General features: G+C 61.7%; 14 protein-coding genes and 1 tRNA gene. 11 read left to right on the top strand and 4 right to left on the bottom strand.

All coding sequences use genetic code 11. The annotated features are described in order from the left end of the window. Positions 1-70 precede the first annotated feature (70 nt). Both EKN07_RS05975 and EKN07_RS05970 read right to left on the bottom strand, forming a co-directional pair. Positions 71-1,468 carry a sugar porter family MFS transporter gene (locus tag EKN07_RS05975; protein WP_126145877.1) on the bottom strand — a complete coding sequence of 466 codons (1,398 nt, stop codon included), beginning with the start codon at positions 1,466-1,468 and terminating at the stop codon, positions 71-73. A gap of 224 nt (positions 1,469-1,692) precedes the next feature. After that, positions 1,693-2,493 carry a LysE family translocator gene (locus EKN07_RS05970; RefSeq protein ID WP_164546613.1) on the bottom strand — a complete coding sequence of 267 codons (801 nt, stop codon included), beginning with the start codon at positions 2,491-2,493 and terminating at the stop codon, positions 1,693-1,695. Position 2,494: 1 nt separating this feature from the next. On the opposite strand from EKN07_RS05970, the gene EKN07_RS05965 reads away from it, so the two are divergent. The 5 genes from EKN07_RS05965 to EKN07_RS05945 all read left to right on the top strand — a co-directional run bounded on the left by EKN07_RS05965 (position 2,495) and on the right by EKN07_RS05945 (position 7,652). Beyond that, positions 2,495-3,469: an ArgP/LysG family DNA-binding transcriptional regulator gene (locus tag EKN07_RS05965; protein WP_346962692.1), complete on the top strand. Its 975-nt coding sequence runs from the start codon at positions 2,495-2,497 to the stop codon at positions 3,467-3,469. Between the two features lie 188 nt (positions 3,470-3,657). Then, positions 3,658-4,182, top strand: coding sequence for a PadR family transcriptional regulator (locus tag EKN07_RS05960; protein WP_108716006.1), 525 nt, complete (start codon positions 3,658-3,660; stop codon positions 4,180-4,182). Between the two features lie 38 nt (positions 4,183-4,220). After that, positions 4,221-5,009 carry an ABC transporter ATP-binding protein gene (locus EKN07_RS05955; RefSeq protein ID WP_108716709.1) on the top strand — a complete coding sequence of 263 codons (789 nt, stop codon included), beginning with the start codon at positions 4,221-4,223 and terminating at the stop codon, positions 5,007-5,009. Then, positions 5,006-7,204: an ABC transporter permease gene (locus tag EKN07_RS05950; protein WP_126145874.1), complete on the top strand. Its 2,199-nt coding sequence runs from the start codon at positions 5,006-5,008 to the stop codon at positions 7,202-7,204. The genes EKN07_RS05955 and EKN07_RS05950 overlap by 4 nt, the downstream gene beginning before the upstream one ends. Positions 7,205-7,427: 223 nt before the next feature. Beyond that, positions 7,428-7,652, top strand: coding sequence for a hypothetical protein (locus EKN07_RS05945; RefSeq protein ID WP_108716004.1), 225 nt, complete (start codon positions 7,428-7,430; stop codon positions 7,650-7,652). A gap of 143 nt (positions 7,653-7,795) precedes the next feature. On the opposite strand, the gene orn is transcribed toward EKN07_RS05945, so the two are convergent. Then, a complete protein-coding gene (gene orn, locus EKN07_RS05940) occupies positions 7,796-8,461 on the bottom strand; it encodes an oligoribonuclease (protein ID WP_277600501.1) in 666 nt (221 codons plus the stop codon). Between the two features lie 235 nt (positions 8,462-8,696). Here orn and EKN07_RS05935 point away from each other — a divergent pair, with 235 nt between their 5' ends. After that, entirely contained in the window at positions 8,697-9,005 is a 309-nt protein-coding gene (locus tag EKN07_RS05935) for a hypothetical protein (RefSeq protein ID WP_108716002.1), read from the top strand. 59 nt (positions 9,006-9,064) lie between these two features. On the opposite strand, the gene EKN07_RS05930 is transcribed toward EKN07_RS05935, so the two are convergent. Next, positions 9,065-9,137: transfer RNA gene (locus EKN07_RS05930), tRNA-Arg, on the bottom strand. A gap of 118 nt (positions 9,138-9,255) precedes the next feature. On the opposite strand from EKN07_RS05930, the gene EKN07_RS05925 reads away from it, so the two are divergent. The 5 genes from EKN07_RS05925 to ettA all read left to right on the top strand — a co-directional run bounded on the left by EKN07_RS05925 (position 9,256) and on the right by ettA (position 15,496). After that, the gene (locus EKN07_RS05925) at positions 9,256-10,824 is read left to right on the top strand and encodes a GTPase domain-containing protein (RefSeq protein ID WP_164505505.1); all 1,569 of its coding nucleotides are present in this window, start codon (positions 9,256-9,258) and stop codon (positions 10,822-10,824) included. 4 nt (positions 10,825-10,828) lie between these two features. Then, positions 10,829-12,556 (top strand): GTPase, encoded by a 1,728-nt coding sequence (locus EKN07_RS05920; protein ID WP_164546612.1) that lies wholly within the window; start codon positions 10,829-10,831, stop codon positions 12,554-12,556. Positions 12,557-12,653: 97 nt separating this feature from the next. Further along, on the top strand, positions 12,654-12,782 hold the full coding sequence (locus tag EKN07_RS13125; RefSeq protein WP_277600500.1) for a hypothetical protein: 129 nt from the start codon (positions 12,654-12,656) through the stop codon (positions 12,780-12,782). A 254-nt stretch (positions 12,783-13,036) separates the two neighbouring features. Continuing rightward, positions 13,037-13,633, top strand: a complete 597-nt coding sequence (locus EKN07_RS05915; protein WP_164546611.1) for a single-stranded DNA-binding protein — start codon at positions 13,037-13,039, stop codon at positions 13,631-13,633. Positions 13,634-13,813: 180 nt separating this feature from the next. Next, positions 13,814-15,496, top strand: a complete 1,683-nt coding sequence (ettA, locus tag EKN07_RS05910; protein WP_126145871.1) for an energy-dependent translational throttle protein EttA — start codon at positions 13,814-13,816, stop codon at positions 15,494-15,496. Positions 15,497-15,499 lie beyond the last annotated feature (3 nt).

Genomic DNA, 15,499 nt, shown 5'->3' with positions numbered 1-15,499 from the left:
CCGTTGGACGGAACGCCCGGGCGGTGACCGCTTGACGGATTGCCGCAGGGGCGCGCTCGGGCAGGGCGGCTCAGGCGTCGCGTAGGCCGAGCTTATTTTCCATATCCTCCAATGGAATTCCCTTGGTTTCCGGCATGACCAGGCGGACCCAGATGAGCTGTCCGATCATGCAGATGAAGAAGATCAGGAAGGCGATGCCGCCGCCGAGCGCTCCAACAATGCTTGGGAACAGCAGGGTAGTCAGCGCCGCGAAGGTCCAGTGGGTCAGTGAGCCGAAGGACTGGCCCGCGCCGCGCACCCGGTTGGGGAAGATCTCGGAGATGAACACCCAGATCACCGAGCCCTGCCCGAAGGCGTGTGCCGCGATGAAGCAGAGCAGGCCGACCAGCACCAGTACCGACGACGTCGTGTTGTAATTCCCGTCGTAGACGAAGAACAGAGCGGTCAGGAAGCCGAGACTCAGCAGATATCCAATTGATCCAACAAGCATCAGGGTTCGGCGGCCGAGGCGGTCGATAACTGTCAAAGCCGCCATCGTCGCTATGAGGTTCATGAAACCGACTGCGACAGTCATGAGATATGCCTGATCATCGCTTGCGCCGGCCTCCTGAATCACACGGGGCGCGTAGTACAGGATGGCGTTGACTCCGGAGAGCTGGTTGAACGCGGCGATGGCGAAGGCCATAAGAATGACTTTCCGGTACCTCCGCGAGAAGAACGGGGTGCGCATGCTGCGCAGGCGTGCGTCTTCGGCTAGCTGCTCTTTGATCTCGGCGATCTGCTCGTCTGACTCTTCCTGGGTGGAGCAGAGCCGACGGCTCGTGGCAATGGCTGCATCCGTGCGACCATGACTCATCAACCAGCGCGGCGTTTCCGGTACGGTGAGGAGCAGCAGGAGGAAGATGACCGAGGGGATCGCCATAACTCCGAGCATCCAGCGCCATGCGACATCATCGGGTGCGATCCGCCGGATGAGGAAGTTGGAGAAGTAGGCCAGCAGAATGCCGAGAACAACGTTGAACTGAACGAGTCCGACGAGGCGTCCGCGGTAGGCAGCCGGGGATATTTCTGCGGTGTAGATCGGCGCGCAGACGCTGGACATGCCGACGCCAATACCGCCGACGAAGCGGAAGATCAGCAGGATGATATGGGTCGGAGCGAAGGCCGTGCCGAGGGAACCGAGAATGTAGATGATCCCGATCCACAACAGAACTTTGTGACGGCCGAAGCGGTCTGCTAGTCGGCCGGCGAAAATGGCGCCGAAGATGGTACCGAAGGTTGCAATTGCAACTGTGAGGCCAAGGCTGAAGTTACTCAGACTGAAGACCTCCTGTAGGGCGCCCTCAGCACCCGAGATGACGGCCGTGTCGAAGCCAAAGACAAGGCCACCGAGCGCAGCGACGATAGCGCTGCGGATAACTAGCGAGTTAGCCCGTGAACGGGGCTTTTCTTGCGTGGAACTCGACATCGAGATTCCTCCCATTGGTGGTGTGCATAACATATCGCCCTGGGAGTCGAAACCCGTTTCAATAGAGGATCGCTCCCGTGGAAACGTGTCCCGCTACCGGGCGGAATAGCGGTGAGTGGCTCCCGCCACTGCCGCCGGTAGTCATCCTAGTCCGGATGGCGAATTGTATTTGAGACCTTTGTCCATCTGTCCACATAGTGAATGCCACGATATTCACTCACGCATCATTCAACAAGGAGAAGAGCGGCGAACCCCAGCAGAACAAAGCCGAGTATGCGGTCCATCCACCTCAAGACTCGTTGCTCGCTGCTCAGCACCCGCAGTCGATCTGCTGCCACGGCATACAGCGACATTGCGACGACGGCGACGGGAAACTCAATGCCCATGAGTGCCATCGACCAGAGGAACGTGTTACTCTCGTCCGGGATGAATTGCGGCATCACCGCCAGGTAGAAAGCCCCCATTTTCGGGTTCAAAACGGAAGCCAGAAGGCCGGTACGGTAGGCGCGTAGATGCGATGGCAAGGAGGTCATCGTTCGGGTGCCGGAGTGTTGCTGGGTGAAGTGTTGCTGGGTGGAGTGCTGCGGTATTGGCTGCTGCAGAGCGGAGTGTTGTGGCTCGGTCTCTCGCAGGGCGGGGCGTTGCGGGTAGGACCGTCGCAAGCCGACGCGTTGCAGCAGTGGACGCAGCGGTAAGGGGCGTCGAGCTGCGGCCGATTGTTGAGGTGCTGACCGGTGGGTTCGCACGCTGGAGTTGAGGCTTTGGAGCCCGAGAAAGGCCAAGTAAACCGCGCCGGTCACCTTCAATATTGCGAACAGTGCAGGTTGCGACACCACAAGCGCAGCCAGCCCGACCGCAGAGGAAAGTCCCCAGACCACGGACCCGGAGGCGGTTCCAAGCCCGGTAGCCAGGCCGTGGCTTCGTCCGCCGGATAACGAGCTGCGAATGGTGAGGGTGGCATCCGGTCCGGGTGCGAAGGCGAAAGTGGCGGCCATCGGAAGGTAACTCATCAGTGGTAGGGCCATAATGATCAGACTAGGTAGCCATCCCACTCCCACCAAGTATCTTAAAGAGTCTGCAAGTATCATTAGACTTCCTAATATGTACAACGCTACAAGCCTGGCCGCATTGGCCGCGGTGTGCCAAACAGGGTCATTCGAGGCTGCCGCACGCAGACTTCACATCACGCAATCGGCGGTCAGTCAGCGCTTAGCAGCCCTTGAACATGAGATAGGTAGGGCCGTAGTGCAGCGAACTCGACCGGTGGCGCCGACCGCTGCGGGTGAGGTCCTGCTCAAGTTGGCGCGCCAGGTGGAACTGGCAACAGCGGACGCAACCGAGGCTTTGGCTGCAGCGGGCGTGGCGGGTGTTCGAAGTGATGGCACCACACGGCTTACTCGCTGTGCGCTGGCAGTTAACGCCGACTCGGTCGCCACGTGGTTCGCAACCGTCGTCGGCAGTATTGCGCGGGACGGGAGCATGATGCTGGACATGCGCATTGAGGACGAGGAGGTCAGCCGCGAGTCTCTGCGCCGGGGAGCGGTGATGGCGGCGGTGACTTCACAGTCGGCGCCCGCGCCGGGTTGCGTGGTCAGCCCGCTGGGGGCAATGGAGTATTGGCCAGTGTGTGCTCCGCAGATAGCCGACGCCGTCGCCGCCGCTCCCGAGCGTCAACCGCTGGTACGTTTTGATATGCATGATTCTTTGCAGCATCGATACCTGGAGATGGTTGGTGCCCTGCATGAGCCTCCAGCGCATTTCGTCCCGTCGAATCATGACTTCCTCGCCGCGGTACGTCTTGGTCTGGGGTGGAGCGTCCTTCCCAGCAACCAAGCAAGAGAAGAGATTGCGCGCGGTGCCCTCGTGCGTTTTGATACGAGCCGCAGTGTTGCCGTTCCTCTGTATTGGCAACGGTGGCGCATTGAGTCACCGATTCTGGATCGGGTCACGGCGTGGGTGATATGCGCCGCGGCAGGCCTGCGGGGCAGGCCAGCCGCGTAGGGGAGATAGTGCCGACGTGGCTCCGGCGTGGCGACGAAGCCGTCGTCAGTGCTTCCTCGGCCCGCCGCCGCAGGAATGGCTGCCTCAGGGAACCGCCGCCGTATGAGCCGCCGGGTAGGAAGATCAGACACGTCAGCACTCAAAGGCGGCTATAGACGCGGTGTATACGCTGAGTGTATAGTCGAGCCATGGACACCTCGCTTGCACTGCTCGGATTGCTCGGCCCCGCCCCAGGGTACGGGTACGACCTCAAACAGAGCTACGACCACTGGTTCGGATCGCGCCGACCCTTGGCCTACGGTCAGGTCTATGCCACACTGGCACGCCTCATCCGCGACGGCCTGATCACACTCGTCGCCCAAGAGCCCGGGGCCGGGCCGGAACGGAAACGCTATGAGATAACAGAGCAGGGGCGCAAGAGGGTGGAGGAATGGATGTTCACCGCAGATCCGGTGGCGGATACCCTACAATCGAATCTCTTTGCCAAGACGATCATTGCTCTTCTGCTTGGCGACGACGCCCAACGTCTTCTCGATATCCAACGCAGCGCACATCTCGCCCGCCTCCGCGAACTCACCCGGGCCAAACAAGAAGCCGATCTGCGAGGGGCGTTGCTGGCCGATCACGCAATGTTCCACATTGAGGCCGATCTGCAGTGGATTGATGTAACCGAGGCCCGGCTCGGCTCCCTTCGGAAGGAGGTGCAGGCATGAACCTGCCACGTAGGGCAGGCAGTCGTCTGGCGGAACGGATGGGAGAAGCGTCTACAGACAACGGCAAGGCGCCAGAGGCGGTGGGTCAACAATCCCTACTGCAAACCAGGGCGGTCGAGTACTCATTTGGCATGACGCGGGCATTGCGCGGCATCGATCTTGATATTAGTGAAGGCGAAACCCTGGCGGTTATGGGGCCATCCGGCTCGGGGAAGTCCACGCTTATGCATGTCCTCGCGGGTGTGCTTGTTCCCGACGTCGGAACGGTGCGCTATCGAGGTGAGGACATGAGCTCCTGGAGCGAGGAGCGGAGAGCAAATCTGCGCTTGACCGATTTCGGTTTCGTGTTCCAGTTCGGCCAGTTATTGCCGGATCTCAGCGCTCTCGACAATGTCACGATCCCGCTGCTTCTGGCGGGTATCGAGCGGCGTAAGGCCGTGCCGCGAGCGCGTGATGCCCTTGTCGCATTCGGCCTGGAGGCGGAACTCGACCGGTTGCCGAGCAAAATGTCGGGCGGGCAAGCACAGCGTGTTGCGATAGCACGTGCGCTTGTTGCCCACCCGCGCGTCATCTTCGCCGATGAGCCGACCGGCTCTTTGGATTCATTCGCGGCCGAACAGGTGATGGATGCGCTGGTGAGGCGCGTGCGAGAGGACGGGTCGACGCTTGTGCTGGTAACCCACGATGCACGCACGGCCGCATACGCCGATCGGGAGGTCATTGTGCGTGACGGCCGCATCAGTGCCGGTACGGGTAGTAGTGACAGTGCGGGTAGCCACAGCACGGGGCCGTGCGTGGGCGGGCAGAGCGACGGGACGCCGCAATGAAGGCGCGGATACAACTCACCCGGTTGCTAGTGGCCGGCGACGTCGCTTCGCGGCGTCGCGTCAGTGGGATGTGTGTGGGCGTCATGATCGGCGTCGCAATCCTCCTGCTGCTGCTCGGAGCTTCGCGCGGAATCGGGGAGCGCACGGAGCGCTCCACCTGGACCCTCACCCCATACCGTGTTCCCGAACGCCTCACCGAAGCTGACCTGCCCCTCGAGCCGGATACGGCGGCCGCCCTCACCACATCCGATTTCTACGGTGGGCGGACGATAACGGTTGTGCGTATTGCCGCGTCCGATCAGACCACGGTAGCGCTTCCGGGAATCGACAGAACTCCGCGCCCGGGCGAGTACTTCGCCTCTCCGGCGCTGGAGGAGCTCATCGGTGCGGCACCGGCGGATCAACTGGGGGACCGTTACGGTGTAGCTGCGGGAACGATTCAGCGCAGTGGGTTGGAGGGGCCGGATGCACTTGTCGTCGTCGAAGGCGTTACGGTAGACGAACTACTTGATGCCGGACAACTGGGCAACGCTGCGTCACTTGTTTCTTCTTTTGTCGGCACCCGCTATTCCAGCGAGGTATACCAGATCATTGCCGCGCTGGGAGCGATTGCCATGTTGGTGCCCGTGCTCCTTCTGATAGCTATCGTGACCGATTTGGGTGCCGCGCAGCGCGCCGAACATATTGCGACGCTTCGGCTCATAGGTGCAACACGGCCGACTGTTGCCGCGATTTCCGCGTTGGAAGCGGCGTTCACCGCCTTTGTGGGTTCGTGCTTCGGTGCGGTCGCTGCGCGCCTGCTTCTCCCGGCTGCAGCACGGGTGCGCGTAAACTCGGGGCGTTTCTATATTGAGGATTTGCGCTTACCGGCGGCCCTGGTTATCGGAATCATTCTTGCCACGGCGTCGGCTGCTACTCTGATCGCCTGGCTACGTGCCCGCTCCGGTCAGGCGCTGATCGTAGGCTCTATTCGCGATGTGCAGGAGCGGCGCCCCCGGGTGGTGTCGATAGTGCCCCTGCTGGGAGGCGTGATTCTTCTTCTCATGATCCGAGCGGGCCTCTGGGGAACGCGTAGCACCGGACTTGCACTGGTGGCTGGGCTCCTTCTAGTGGCATGCGGCCTCATGACGGCGGGGGCCATGCTTACCGCATGGTGTGCGCGGCTCGGGCAACGGCACGCCCGACGGCCCGAAACCCTCGTTGCCTGCGCTCGGATAGCCCGCCACCCGCGAGCTGCTTTTCGAACCGTCTCTGGCATGGTCATCGCGGTGTTTCTCGTCTCCGTTTTCGCGGTGGCCATGACCGCGGCAGTCGGCCGACCGGCAGCCGTCAGCGACGATCTTCACCTCTCAACGGCAACGATCATTGTTCAGGCGGGGAGTGGAGAGAATGCCGAGCGCGTTACAGCAGGCATTGAGCAACAGCAAGAAGAGCTTATGGGAGTGCCGGGCGTGACGGGTGCGGGGGTCGGCTACGCGCCGAGAGCTACCGACGGCACTATTTCGCGCGTGATCTTCTCCGCTGCCGACACCCGTAGTATCGGCTTGACCGTGCCCGACGGCGCAGCGGGAGTCTCCCTGAATACGGATGCGCTAGCAGCAGCCGGGGAGTCCTTAGACCTCCGGCCCACCGCCGCACCCTCTGGCGGCGAGAATGCCGCAGTGCTGCTCGTTGCTACCGACGGCAGTGCGGCCGCGCGGGAGCGAGTGCGCACGGCGCTGTGGAACGGCGGGCACGTTAACCCGCTGTCGACGCCACTGACGCGCGATGAAGACGGGAATGTGGCGGCGGAGGCTACCGAGAACCAGTTCGCCGCCATGGCGGCGATCGGCATTGTGATCGCAACGGCGATTTCGGCGCTTTCACTCGCGGTAGCAACGATTTCCGGCATCCTGGACCGACGGCGAGTCTTCGGACTGCTGCGCCTGACCGGAATGCGAGGGGCAACGCTACGGCGAATCATCACCGCGGAGACCGTACTGCCCGTTGTTGTGGCATTCCTCGGCGCGGTCGCGCTCGGGGTCTTCACCGGCTGGGTCACAATTACCGGGTTGAGCGAGCGGAGCATCTCCTGGCCCGGGCTGTGGTATTACGGGATACTGGCGTTGTGCCTGGCATTGGTCGGTGTTGCGGCCTTGGTGGCGTATCGGGTCGCGGTGCGGTGGACGGACCACAGCGCTACACGTTTCGAATAGTCTGGTTAGTGGCACCGCCCGGGAAGGTGTGTGAGTGGGGGCGTAGCAGCCTGAGGGACCGTGGGGCCTCAAGAGCAGTGGAGGCACCCTCCGGGTAGTCTGGTAAACGGTGGGCCTCGCTCTGGTGAGCAGTGGGCTTTGATCGCCTGGTCGCTCTCGACCAGTCTGGTGAGCGCTGCGCTTCGGCCAGTCCAAAATCAAGCTTCATCAGCGCGGACATGAGTTGGAGCAGCATGCCGGTGCCGTCACTCCCGGCAGCGCCGACATGTGCTTTGCGGTCCGCGCCCCGATGGACGACGTCGTCGCCGACCTCCGACGGGCCGGACTCACCACAGAACTGGGACCGCTGCAACGAACCGGAGCGCTTAGGCCGATGGAATCGGTGTACCTGGGCGACCCGGATGGAAACCTGGTGGAGTTGGCGGTCTATCCGGATACGGTTGCCTGAAAGGCCGCACGCGCTAGGAGGCCTCAAAGGCTCTGCGCAGGTGCGCAGCCGACTCGCGCTTATTCGAGGTTGGTGGTGTCGTTTGCAACGGCGATCGTTACGGCGGGAAACCCGTAGCGCCCTCGTCAAGGAGTCGCCGGGTGCTAGCCTTCTGCGGTTTGCGGGGCTTGCGCGATGCGGGCGGTTGTGCCGGCGGCGGTAGCGGCCGCGGTTTTGCAGTGCGCCGTCGTCGGGCCCTCGCCGTCCGGCATAAGAACGCTCCGGTAGTAGCGCAACTCGTCAATCGAATCGTAGATATCACCGAGGGCACGGTGGTTGCCGGTCTTCTCCGGTGAAGCGAAATAGGCGCGTGGGTACCACCGTTTGGCGAGTTCTTTAATGGAGGAGACATCAACTACCCGATAGTGCAAATGCTCGACGACTTCCGGCATGTATTTGGCGAGGAAGGTCCTATCCGTGCCCACGGAATTGCCACCCAGTGGAGCCCTGCGCGCCTCGGGTACGTGACGCTTGATGTAGTCGAGGACTTGTGCTGAGGCCTCGCCCAGTTCAAGGCCACCTTCCCATTCCTTAATCAACCCGGAGTTGGTGTGCATCTGGCGAACGAAGTCTCCCATATGTTCGACGGCACCCGGTGTGGGCTTGATGATGAGGTCAATCCCCGCGTCGACCGGAGTTAGATCGGAATCGGTGATTACGACGGAGACCTCGACGAGCTCGTCGACGTCGATGTCTAGGCCGGTCATCTCGCAGTCGATCCACACGATAGGGGTATTCGGTTCACGAGTTGCTGCATCATGGGTAGTCACGGCGGCAAGTGTACTCGCCTGCACGCCGCAGTGGACGAAGGTGTTGTGTTGTGAGAGGAGGTGTGATGCTCCGGGTCTGGATCCAGGTGGGATGTACTCCATTGGATGGGGCTCTGGAGCTGGGTCATTTTCGCTTGGAACCGAGTGCTACACTGGCAGCCAACATGGCGCGGGTACGGTTCAGCGGGTGCTCCGCGGTCGTCACGGGTCCGTCGGCAGCCAGTAACTACCCACCGTGCGCGACAACCTCGCTTCCGGTCCTATCCAACTGGGAGCCGCGCTGTGCGCCGCCTGGGACCTGGGCGAGGAAGGCACAGCTGAGGACGGTTCCACAATCGTCGTCGACGACAAGCAGGGGGAGCGCTTGCAGCAGCTTGCGGCGCGGCAGTGTGTCGGAGAGGATGAGGCCTTCATCTCGGACCAGCAGGTGTTCGGCGAACTCGGTACGGACTCGCGTTTCGTCGCGGCTTTTGCTCGCAGCGTGCACGACCTGCGTGAAAAGTGCGCTCGCGCGGTGATGCGTGCGCTTGTAGCCGAAGGGTAGAAGTTCCGGTGCGCCGGGCGTAAGAGGCAGACTTCGCGTGCTGGTGCGGTATGTGGTTGCGCCCCCATCCGGACTCGAACCGGAAACCTACGGATTAGAAGGCCGTTGCTCTATCCATTGAGCTATGGAGGCGGACCCAGGTGAATCCTGGCCCCCTTAATGTACCCGAGGAAGGCGCAAGTACCAATTCTTTTGCCACATGCCGCGAGTGATCCGCCACTTTTCCTGCAAAGTGGCGGAGAATAGGCGCGTGAAGTCTGCAACCACGCATCGCGATTTGGTCGATCTTGTCGCACGTACCATTTCTGCGCTGGAGAATGCCCGGCTGCCGCTCGACATGCCCGGTTCTCGCGAACTCTCTGAATCGCGCCAGCAGCTCCTCACGCAACTCAAGACGCGTATCCTCCCGCACCTGCGCCAAGCGGATCTGCCAGCAGTTGTTGTACTCGGAGGGTCGTCGGGAGCTGGAAAGTCCACCATTTTCAACTCGATTTTGGGCGAGGAGGCATCGCCCGCCTCGGTGCTACGACCGACAACACGTTTTCCGGCGATCGCCGTGCACCCATCCAACGCTGCGGCGATGGAGGATCACGCGCTCCTTGAGATGGGCAAGGTCGTAGTCAGTGAAGGCGCAGTTCCGGGCATTGTGCTAGTAGATGCCCCGGACCTGGACTCCGTGGATGCCGGGAACCGGGAGCTTTCGCGGCGGTTGCTGGACGCCGCCGATCTCTGGGTGTTCGTGACGACGGCAGCCCGGTACGGGGATGCTCTGGCGTGGGATACCCTGGCAGACGCACATCGTCGCGGAATGACAACCGCAGTCGTCCTCAACCGTATCCCCGAACGAGCCTTGGAAGCGGTGCGCAGCGACCTGCTTAGCCGTATGGAAGCGACAGGGATCGGTGAGGATCCATTGATGCTGATCAACGATGCCGGGCCACATGAAGGCTTGCTGGAGCCGGAGGACGTCGCGGTGTTTCGGGAGTGGCTCGAGGTTATCGCTGCCGCGAAACTGGGCACAGCACTGGTAGACCGGACAACGCAGGCCATGCTGCCGGAGCTGCGACGTGAACTGCTCGACCTGTCGGAGGCGGTGGAGTTGCAGGCGGCCGCAGTCCAGGACTTGGCGGAGAAGGCGCGGCAAGCCGCCGAGGAACCACGGAGCAGAGTTGCATCAAACGCGCGCCTGGGACGCTACGGCCATGGCGCACCAACCACATCGTGGTTGTCCTTCGCTTCTACTGGCGGCGCACTGGCGTCACTAGCGGCCGGTGAACGTCCGGGGCTACTGCAGCGACGGCGCAAGGTGGAGCGCGACGCCGCTGCAGGTTCCGTGTTCGATGGCGTCCTCACCTCCATTCGCGTGGGGCTCAACCAGGCGCTAATTTCCGCGGATGAAGCGATCCAGAAGGTGTGGGGCGAAACCGTTGTGCAGACTGTGGAGTACCGGGAGGAAGGGCATAAGCGGCTTTCGGTGCGCGGAATTGTTGCCGATGCCGTCTCGCAGTGGCATTCTGACCTTACAGTGATGGCACAAACAGTACCGGACAATCCGTGGTTGACACCCTCGGGCGTTGCGGCGCTGCTCGGGTCCGCGGCAGGCGGTGTTGGGGGAGCCGAGCAGGCGCTTCGTGTGTTGGGAGTTGCCGAAGTTCTACGCCCTGCGCGTGAAAAACTGGCGGAGCGGCTGGAAGGTGCGGTGGATCAAGCCGCGGCGGCATACACTTCTGTACTTGACGAGATTCCCATTGGTAACGGCCGTCAGTTACGTTTGCGTGCCAGTGAATATCTCGCTCAGAATCAGGCAAAGGGGGCATGAGCACGTGGCTGACAATGGCGATCTGGATGCGGTGCCGGAGGATCGGGCTGCAAAGGTAGACGGGCCGGGTGAGGGGGCCGTGGGCGTCGACGAGGAACTTGCATCTAATGCCGAGGAATCCGCCGGGGCAGCAGATCGAGCGGATACCGGAACGGAAGAGGCCTCTCTCGCCGACGACGCCGAGGGTGACGTCGATGGTCAGAACGACGCGGAGGATGACACTCCAGTCGCACCCGCGAACGATACTGAAGAATCGGGCGATGATGACGCCCGTGGAGTGGGCGGGCCGATTACCGGACGCGCCAGTGTTGCCGATGTGACGGAGCGTTTGGAGAAACTGGGCTTGGCGGTTGAAGCCGGCGGTGAGTGCATCGACCCGTTCTTGGCGGCGCGTGTGCGTAAGGAACTGCTGGGCGCTCAGGAGCGCCTAGGCGCGGGCATTGGCCTTACCGTTGCCGCGTTGGCCGGTGGTACTGGATCCGGTAAGTCAACGCTGTTCAATGCGCTGACAGAGCTGGACTTTGCCGATGCGGGGGAAATCCGCCCGACAACGGAACAGGCGACGGCCTGTGTGTGGAATGCCGATGCCACGAAGCTCTTGGATATGTTGGGCGTTAGCCCGAATCGGCGGATTAACCATGAGTCGATTCTCACGGCGGGTCGGGACTCCATGGATGGGCTCGTGCTACTGGACCTGCCCGACCACGACTCGATTGCCGTGGGGCACTCGATGATGGTTGATCGGCTGTTGCCGATGGTTGATGTGCTTGTCTGGATACTCGATCCACAGAAGTACGCCGATCATCTCATTCACGAGTCATACCTGGCTGCGATGCGGGCACGGAAGGACCATATGATCGTGGTCCTCAATCAGGTGGATACCATTCCGCCCGCAGGCTATGACGCCTTGGTGGCCGATGTGATTCGCCTGCTGGAGGAGGACGGCTTGGAGGGCGTTCCGGTCCATGCGGCATCGGCGTTGAATCACGAGGGCTTGGAACCGATTCGGCAGGCCTTGCGCGACGCCGTTCAAACTACGGAGGCCGGCATTGCGACCGCTCAAGCCGAGTTGGACGCGATACGACGTCGCCTGGCCGTAAGTGTGGGCGACGGCGAGGCGGAACTGGACGGCGAGGTGGTTGAGGCGACGAACGAGCAGATTGTCAGTGCCTGTGGTATTCCCGCTGTCGTAGAGTCCTTGCGGCAGGCGGGGCGTACGTTGGGGCAGAGTGCCATTGCCAAACCGGAACGGCCCGCTGCCTCCATGGTGGTTGCGGCGCGTGACGCATGGTTATCACATGTGCGCACCGGATTGCCTGCACGGTGGCAGGATGCGGTTGCGGAGGCAATTCCCGATCCGGATCGCGTGCGGCGAGCAATCGCACTCGCGTTACGGGGAGTGCCGGTGCCAGCGGTCTCCCGTAAGCCCACCATCGTTCTTGGAGTGCTCGGCAGCCTGCTCGCTGTTGCCGGCATTGTTCTTGCCATTATTGGAGTGCCAGTGAGAGTTCTGCCCGCGCGTATCGCTCTCGCGGTGGGAGGGCTGGCCCTTAGTGCGGTGTTGTGGGTCGTGGGCTTGCGCATGCAGGCAACTGCGGGAGTTCGCTCCGCCGAGCAGTACGAGGCCGCCGCTACACAGGCGATTGCGCAGAGTACAAAAGAGACCTTGGTGGAAACCGCGGCATCCGTGTTGGACCGGCATCGGCTTGCCCGTGAAGCACTTGAGGTGTAACCCACTGGGGTCAGCCCCTAGGCCACGAACCCTCGTGCAAATGCTTGACGCGGATTTTGCATGGCGCGTGTGACGCACTGGTCCGCGGGGACTCGCGATGCCCGGCGGAGTCTTTGATGTTCTGGGCGTGGTCTGGGGTGAATCGTCGCTAATCGGATACGTACCCGATCAAATCATCCGCGAAGCTGCCGTATTGACCAGCGAGTTGGAATCGGATTGCCGTTAGTTCGTTGGCGCGGCGCGGTGCCGGAGTACGTACAAAACGGCAAACGAAGTGCTCACGCACGCGCGGCTCGCGACATCTACGCTCCCCAGTCACAATCTGTCCCAAGGAAGTGCTCACGCACGCGCGGCTCGCGATCCCCACAGGCACGGAAATGGTCTTGTTTTCCACAGCAGATCGCACCTTTCTTCCTTTCCAACCTTCAATCGCGGATGCTTGACCCGTGCCAAGTGGTAGGTACAGAAAGGAAGAACCCAATGTCTAATGAAACGCTTATCGCCATCCGCGGGTACGTCGGCGCAGATCCGACGGTGTTCAGCAACGCCCTCGGACGCACGACCTCACTCGTCCGCGTGGGTGTAACGCCGCGCAACTTCAGACGTGACACGCGTACTTTCGAGAACGGAACGACGTCCTGGTATTCGGTGCGGTGCTATGGCGACCTCGGTACGAATGTCGCTGAATGCGTACGGCGGGGCACCCCGGTGCTGGTGCGTGGCAGGTTGAACACGCGTACCTGGACCGATAAAGAGGGGCATAACCATAGCGAAAACGTGATCGTCGCCGATGCCTTCGGCATCGAACTGAGTACCGGCCAGGCAAAATTCGTCAAGACACGGCAGAAAGCCCTCGATCCGGTTGACGGAGAGCCACGTGAGTCGGCCAGCAACACGGAACCATTACGGGCCTACCTGGAGGAGGAAGGCAACACGGGCACCGGTGGGAACGGGGACTCTAACGAACTGGATGGCGAGCAGTCCGCGCTCCAGCAGGTGTCGGCGGACTTTCCTGCGGAGGAGCAAAGTCAGAGTGGGCCCGATCCGGCGGGTAACCTGAGCGCCGTGATGGTATAGCGATATGCCGCAAGGATGCTGTGCGCACGCTGTTCACCGGCGGCGTGACGCAGGTGCGCCTCGATGGTGGTAGGAGCCTCACGCCGGTATTTTTCAACGGTTGGTGCCGGGGTTGTATCCTGTACGAGGGCCGTTTGCTTGCCCGGGCGGCCAGAGTCTTGATACAGCGGATGGAGAACAGTGGCAGAGTACATCTACCAGATGATTCACGCCTACAAGCGTGTCGGCGATAAGACGATCCTCGATGACGTGACCATGGCGTTTTATCCGGGAGCGAAAATCGGCATGGTTGGCCCGAATGGTGCGGGCAAGTCAACGATCCTGAAGATCATGGCAGGCCTTGACGAACCGTCAAACGGGGAGGCGCGCCTCAGCCCTGGCTACACTGTCGGCATTCTGCAACAGGAACCGCCGTTGGATGAAGAGAAGACGGTCCTGGAGAACGTGCAGGAGGGCCGGGCCGATATCATCACCAAGATTCATCGATTCAACGAGATCGGTGAACAAATGGCCGATCCGGACGCTGATTTCGATGCGCTGATGGATGAGATGGGCAAGTTACAGGCGGAAATTGACGCGGCCAATGCATGGGATCTGGACGCCCAGTTGCAACAGGCCATGGATGCTCTGCGTTGCCCTCCCGGTGACACTCCGGTGTCCGTGCTCTCCGGTGGCGAGCGCCGCCGCGTGGCCCTGTGCAAGCTGCTGCTGGAAGCGCCCGATCTGCTGCTGCTCGACGAGCCGACGAACCACCTTGATGCGGAATCCGTGCTTTGGCTGGAGCAGCATCTCCAGCAGTACGCGGGAGCGATTATTGCGGTCACGCACGACCGTTATTTCCTTGACCACGTTGCCAGCTGGATCGCCGAGGTGGATCGTGGGCGTCTGTATCCCTACGAGGGCAACTACTCCACGTATCTTGAAACCAAGCAAGCCCGCTTGGAGATTCAGGGCAAGCGCGATGCGAAACTGGCCAAGCGTCTGAAGGATGAGCTCGAGTGGGTGCGGTCATCCGCTAAGGGGCGCCAAGCCAAGTCCAAGGCGCGTTTGGAACGCTACGAGGAAATGGCTGCGGAGGCTGAACGCACCCGTAAGCTGGACTTCGAGGAGATTCAGATTCCTCCAGGGCCGCGGCTCGGATCCGTGGTGTTGGAGGCAACCGACCTCAAGAAGGGCTTCGGTGATCGCACCCTAATCAACGGATTGTCATTCTCCCTTCCTCGCAATGGAATTGTGGGAGTTATTGGCCCCAACGGCGTTGGAAAGACCACGCTGTTCAAGACCATCGTCGGCCTCGAGCCGCTGGACGCCGGGACGCTGAAGATCGGCGAGACGGTGAAGCTCTCCTACGTCGATCAGAACCGAGCGGGAATCGACGGGGAGAAAACCCTGTGGGAAGTGGTATCGGACGGGTTGGACTACATTCAGGTGGGCAATGTAGAAATGCCGTCGCGTGCCTACGTCTCCGCCTTCGGTTTTAAGGGGCCGGACCAGCAGAAGAAGGCAGGTGTGCTCTCGGGTGGAGAACGCAACCGCCTGAATCTGGCTCTGACCCTCAAACAGGGCGGGAACCTCCTGCTCCTCGACGAGCCGACCAACGACTTGGATGTGGAGACCCTCTCCTCGCTGGAGAACGCACTGCTTCAGTTCCCAGGGTGTGCCGTGGTCATCACGCACGACCGCTGGTTCCTGGATCGTGTCGCTACCCATATCTTGGCTTACGAGGGTACTGATGACGATCCGGCGGCCTGGTACTGGTTCGAAGGTAATTTTGAAGCCTACGAGAAGAACAAGGTCGACCGATTGGGGCCGGAGGCAGCTCATCCGCATTCGGTGACCTACCGCAAGCTAACGCGAGACTGAAGG

Origin of the sequence: Actinobaculum sp. 352 (genome assembly GCF_003957265.1) — a bacterium.
Classification (GTDB): Bacteria; Actinomycetota; Actinomycetes; order Actinomycetales; family Actinomycetaceae; genus Asp313.
Note: the sequence above shows the minus strand (reverse complement) of the source record. Positions and strands in the feature narration are given on the sequence as shown.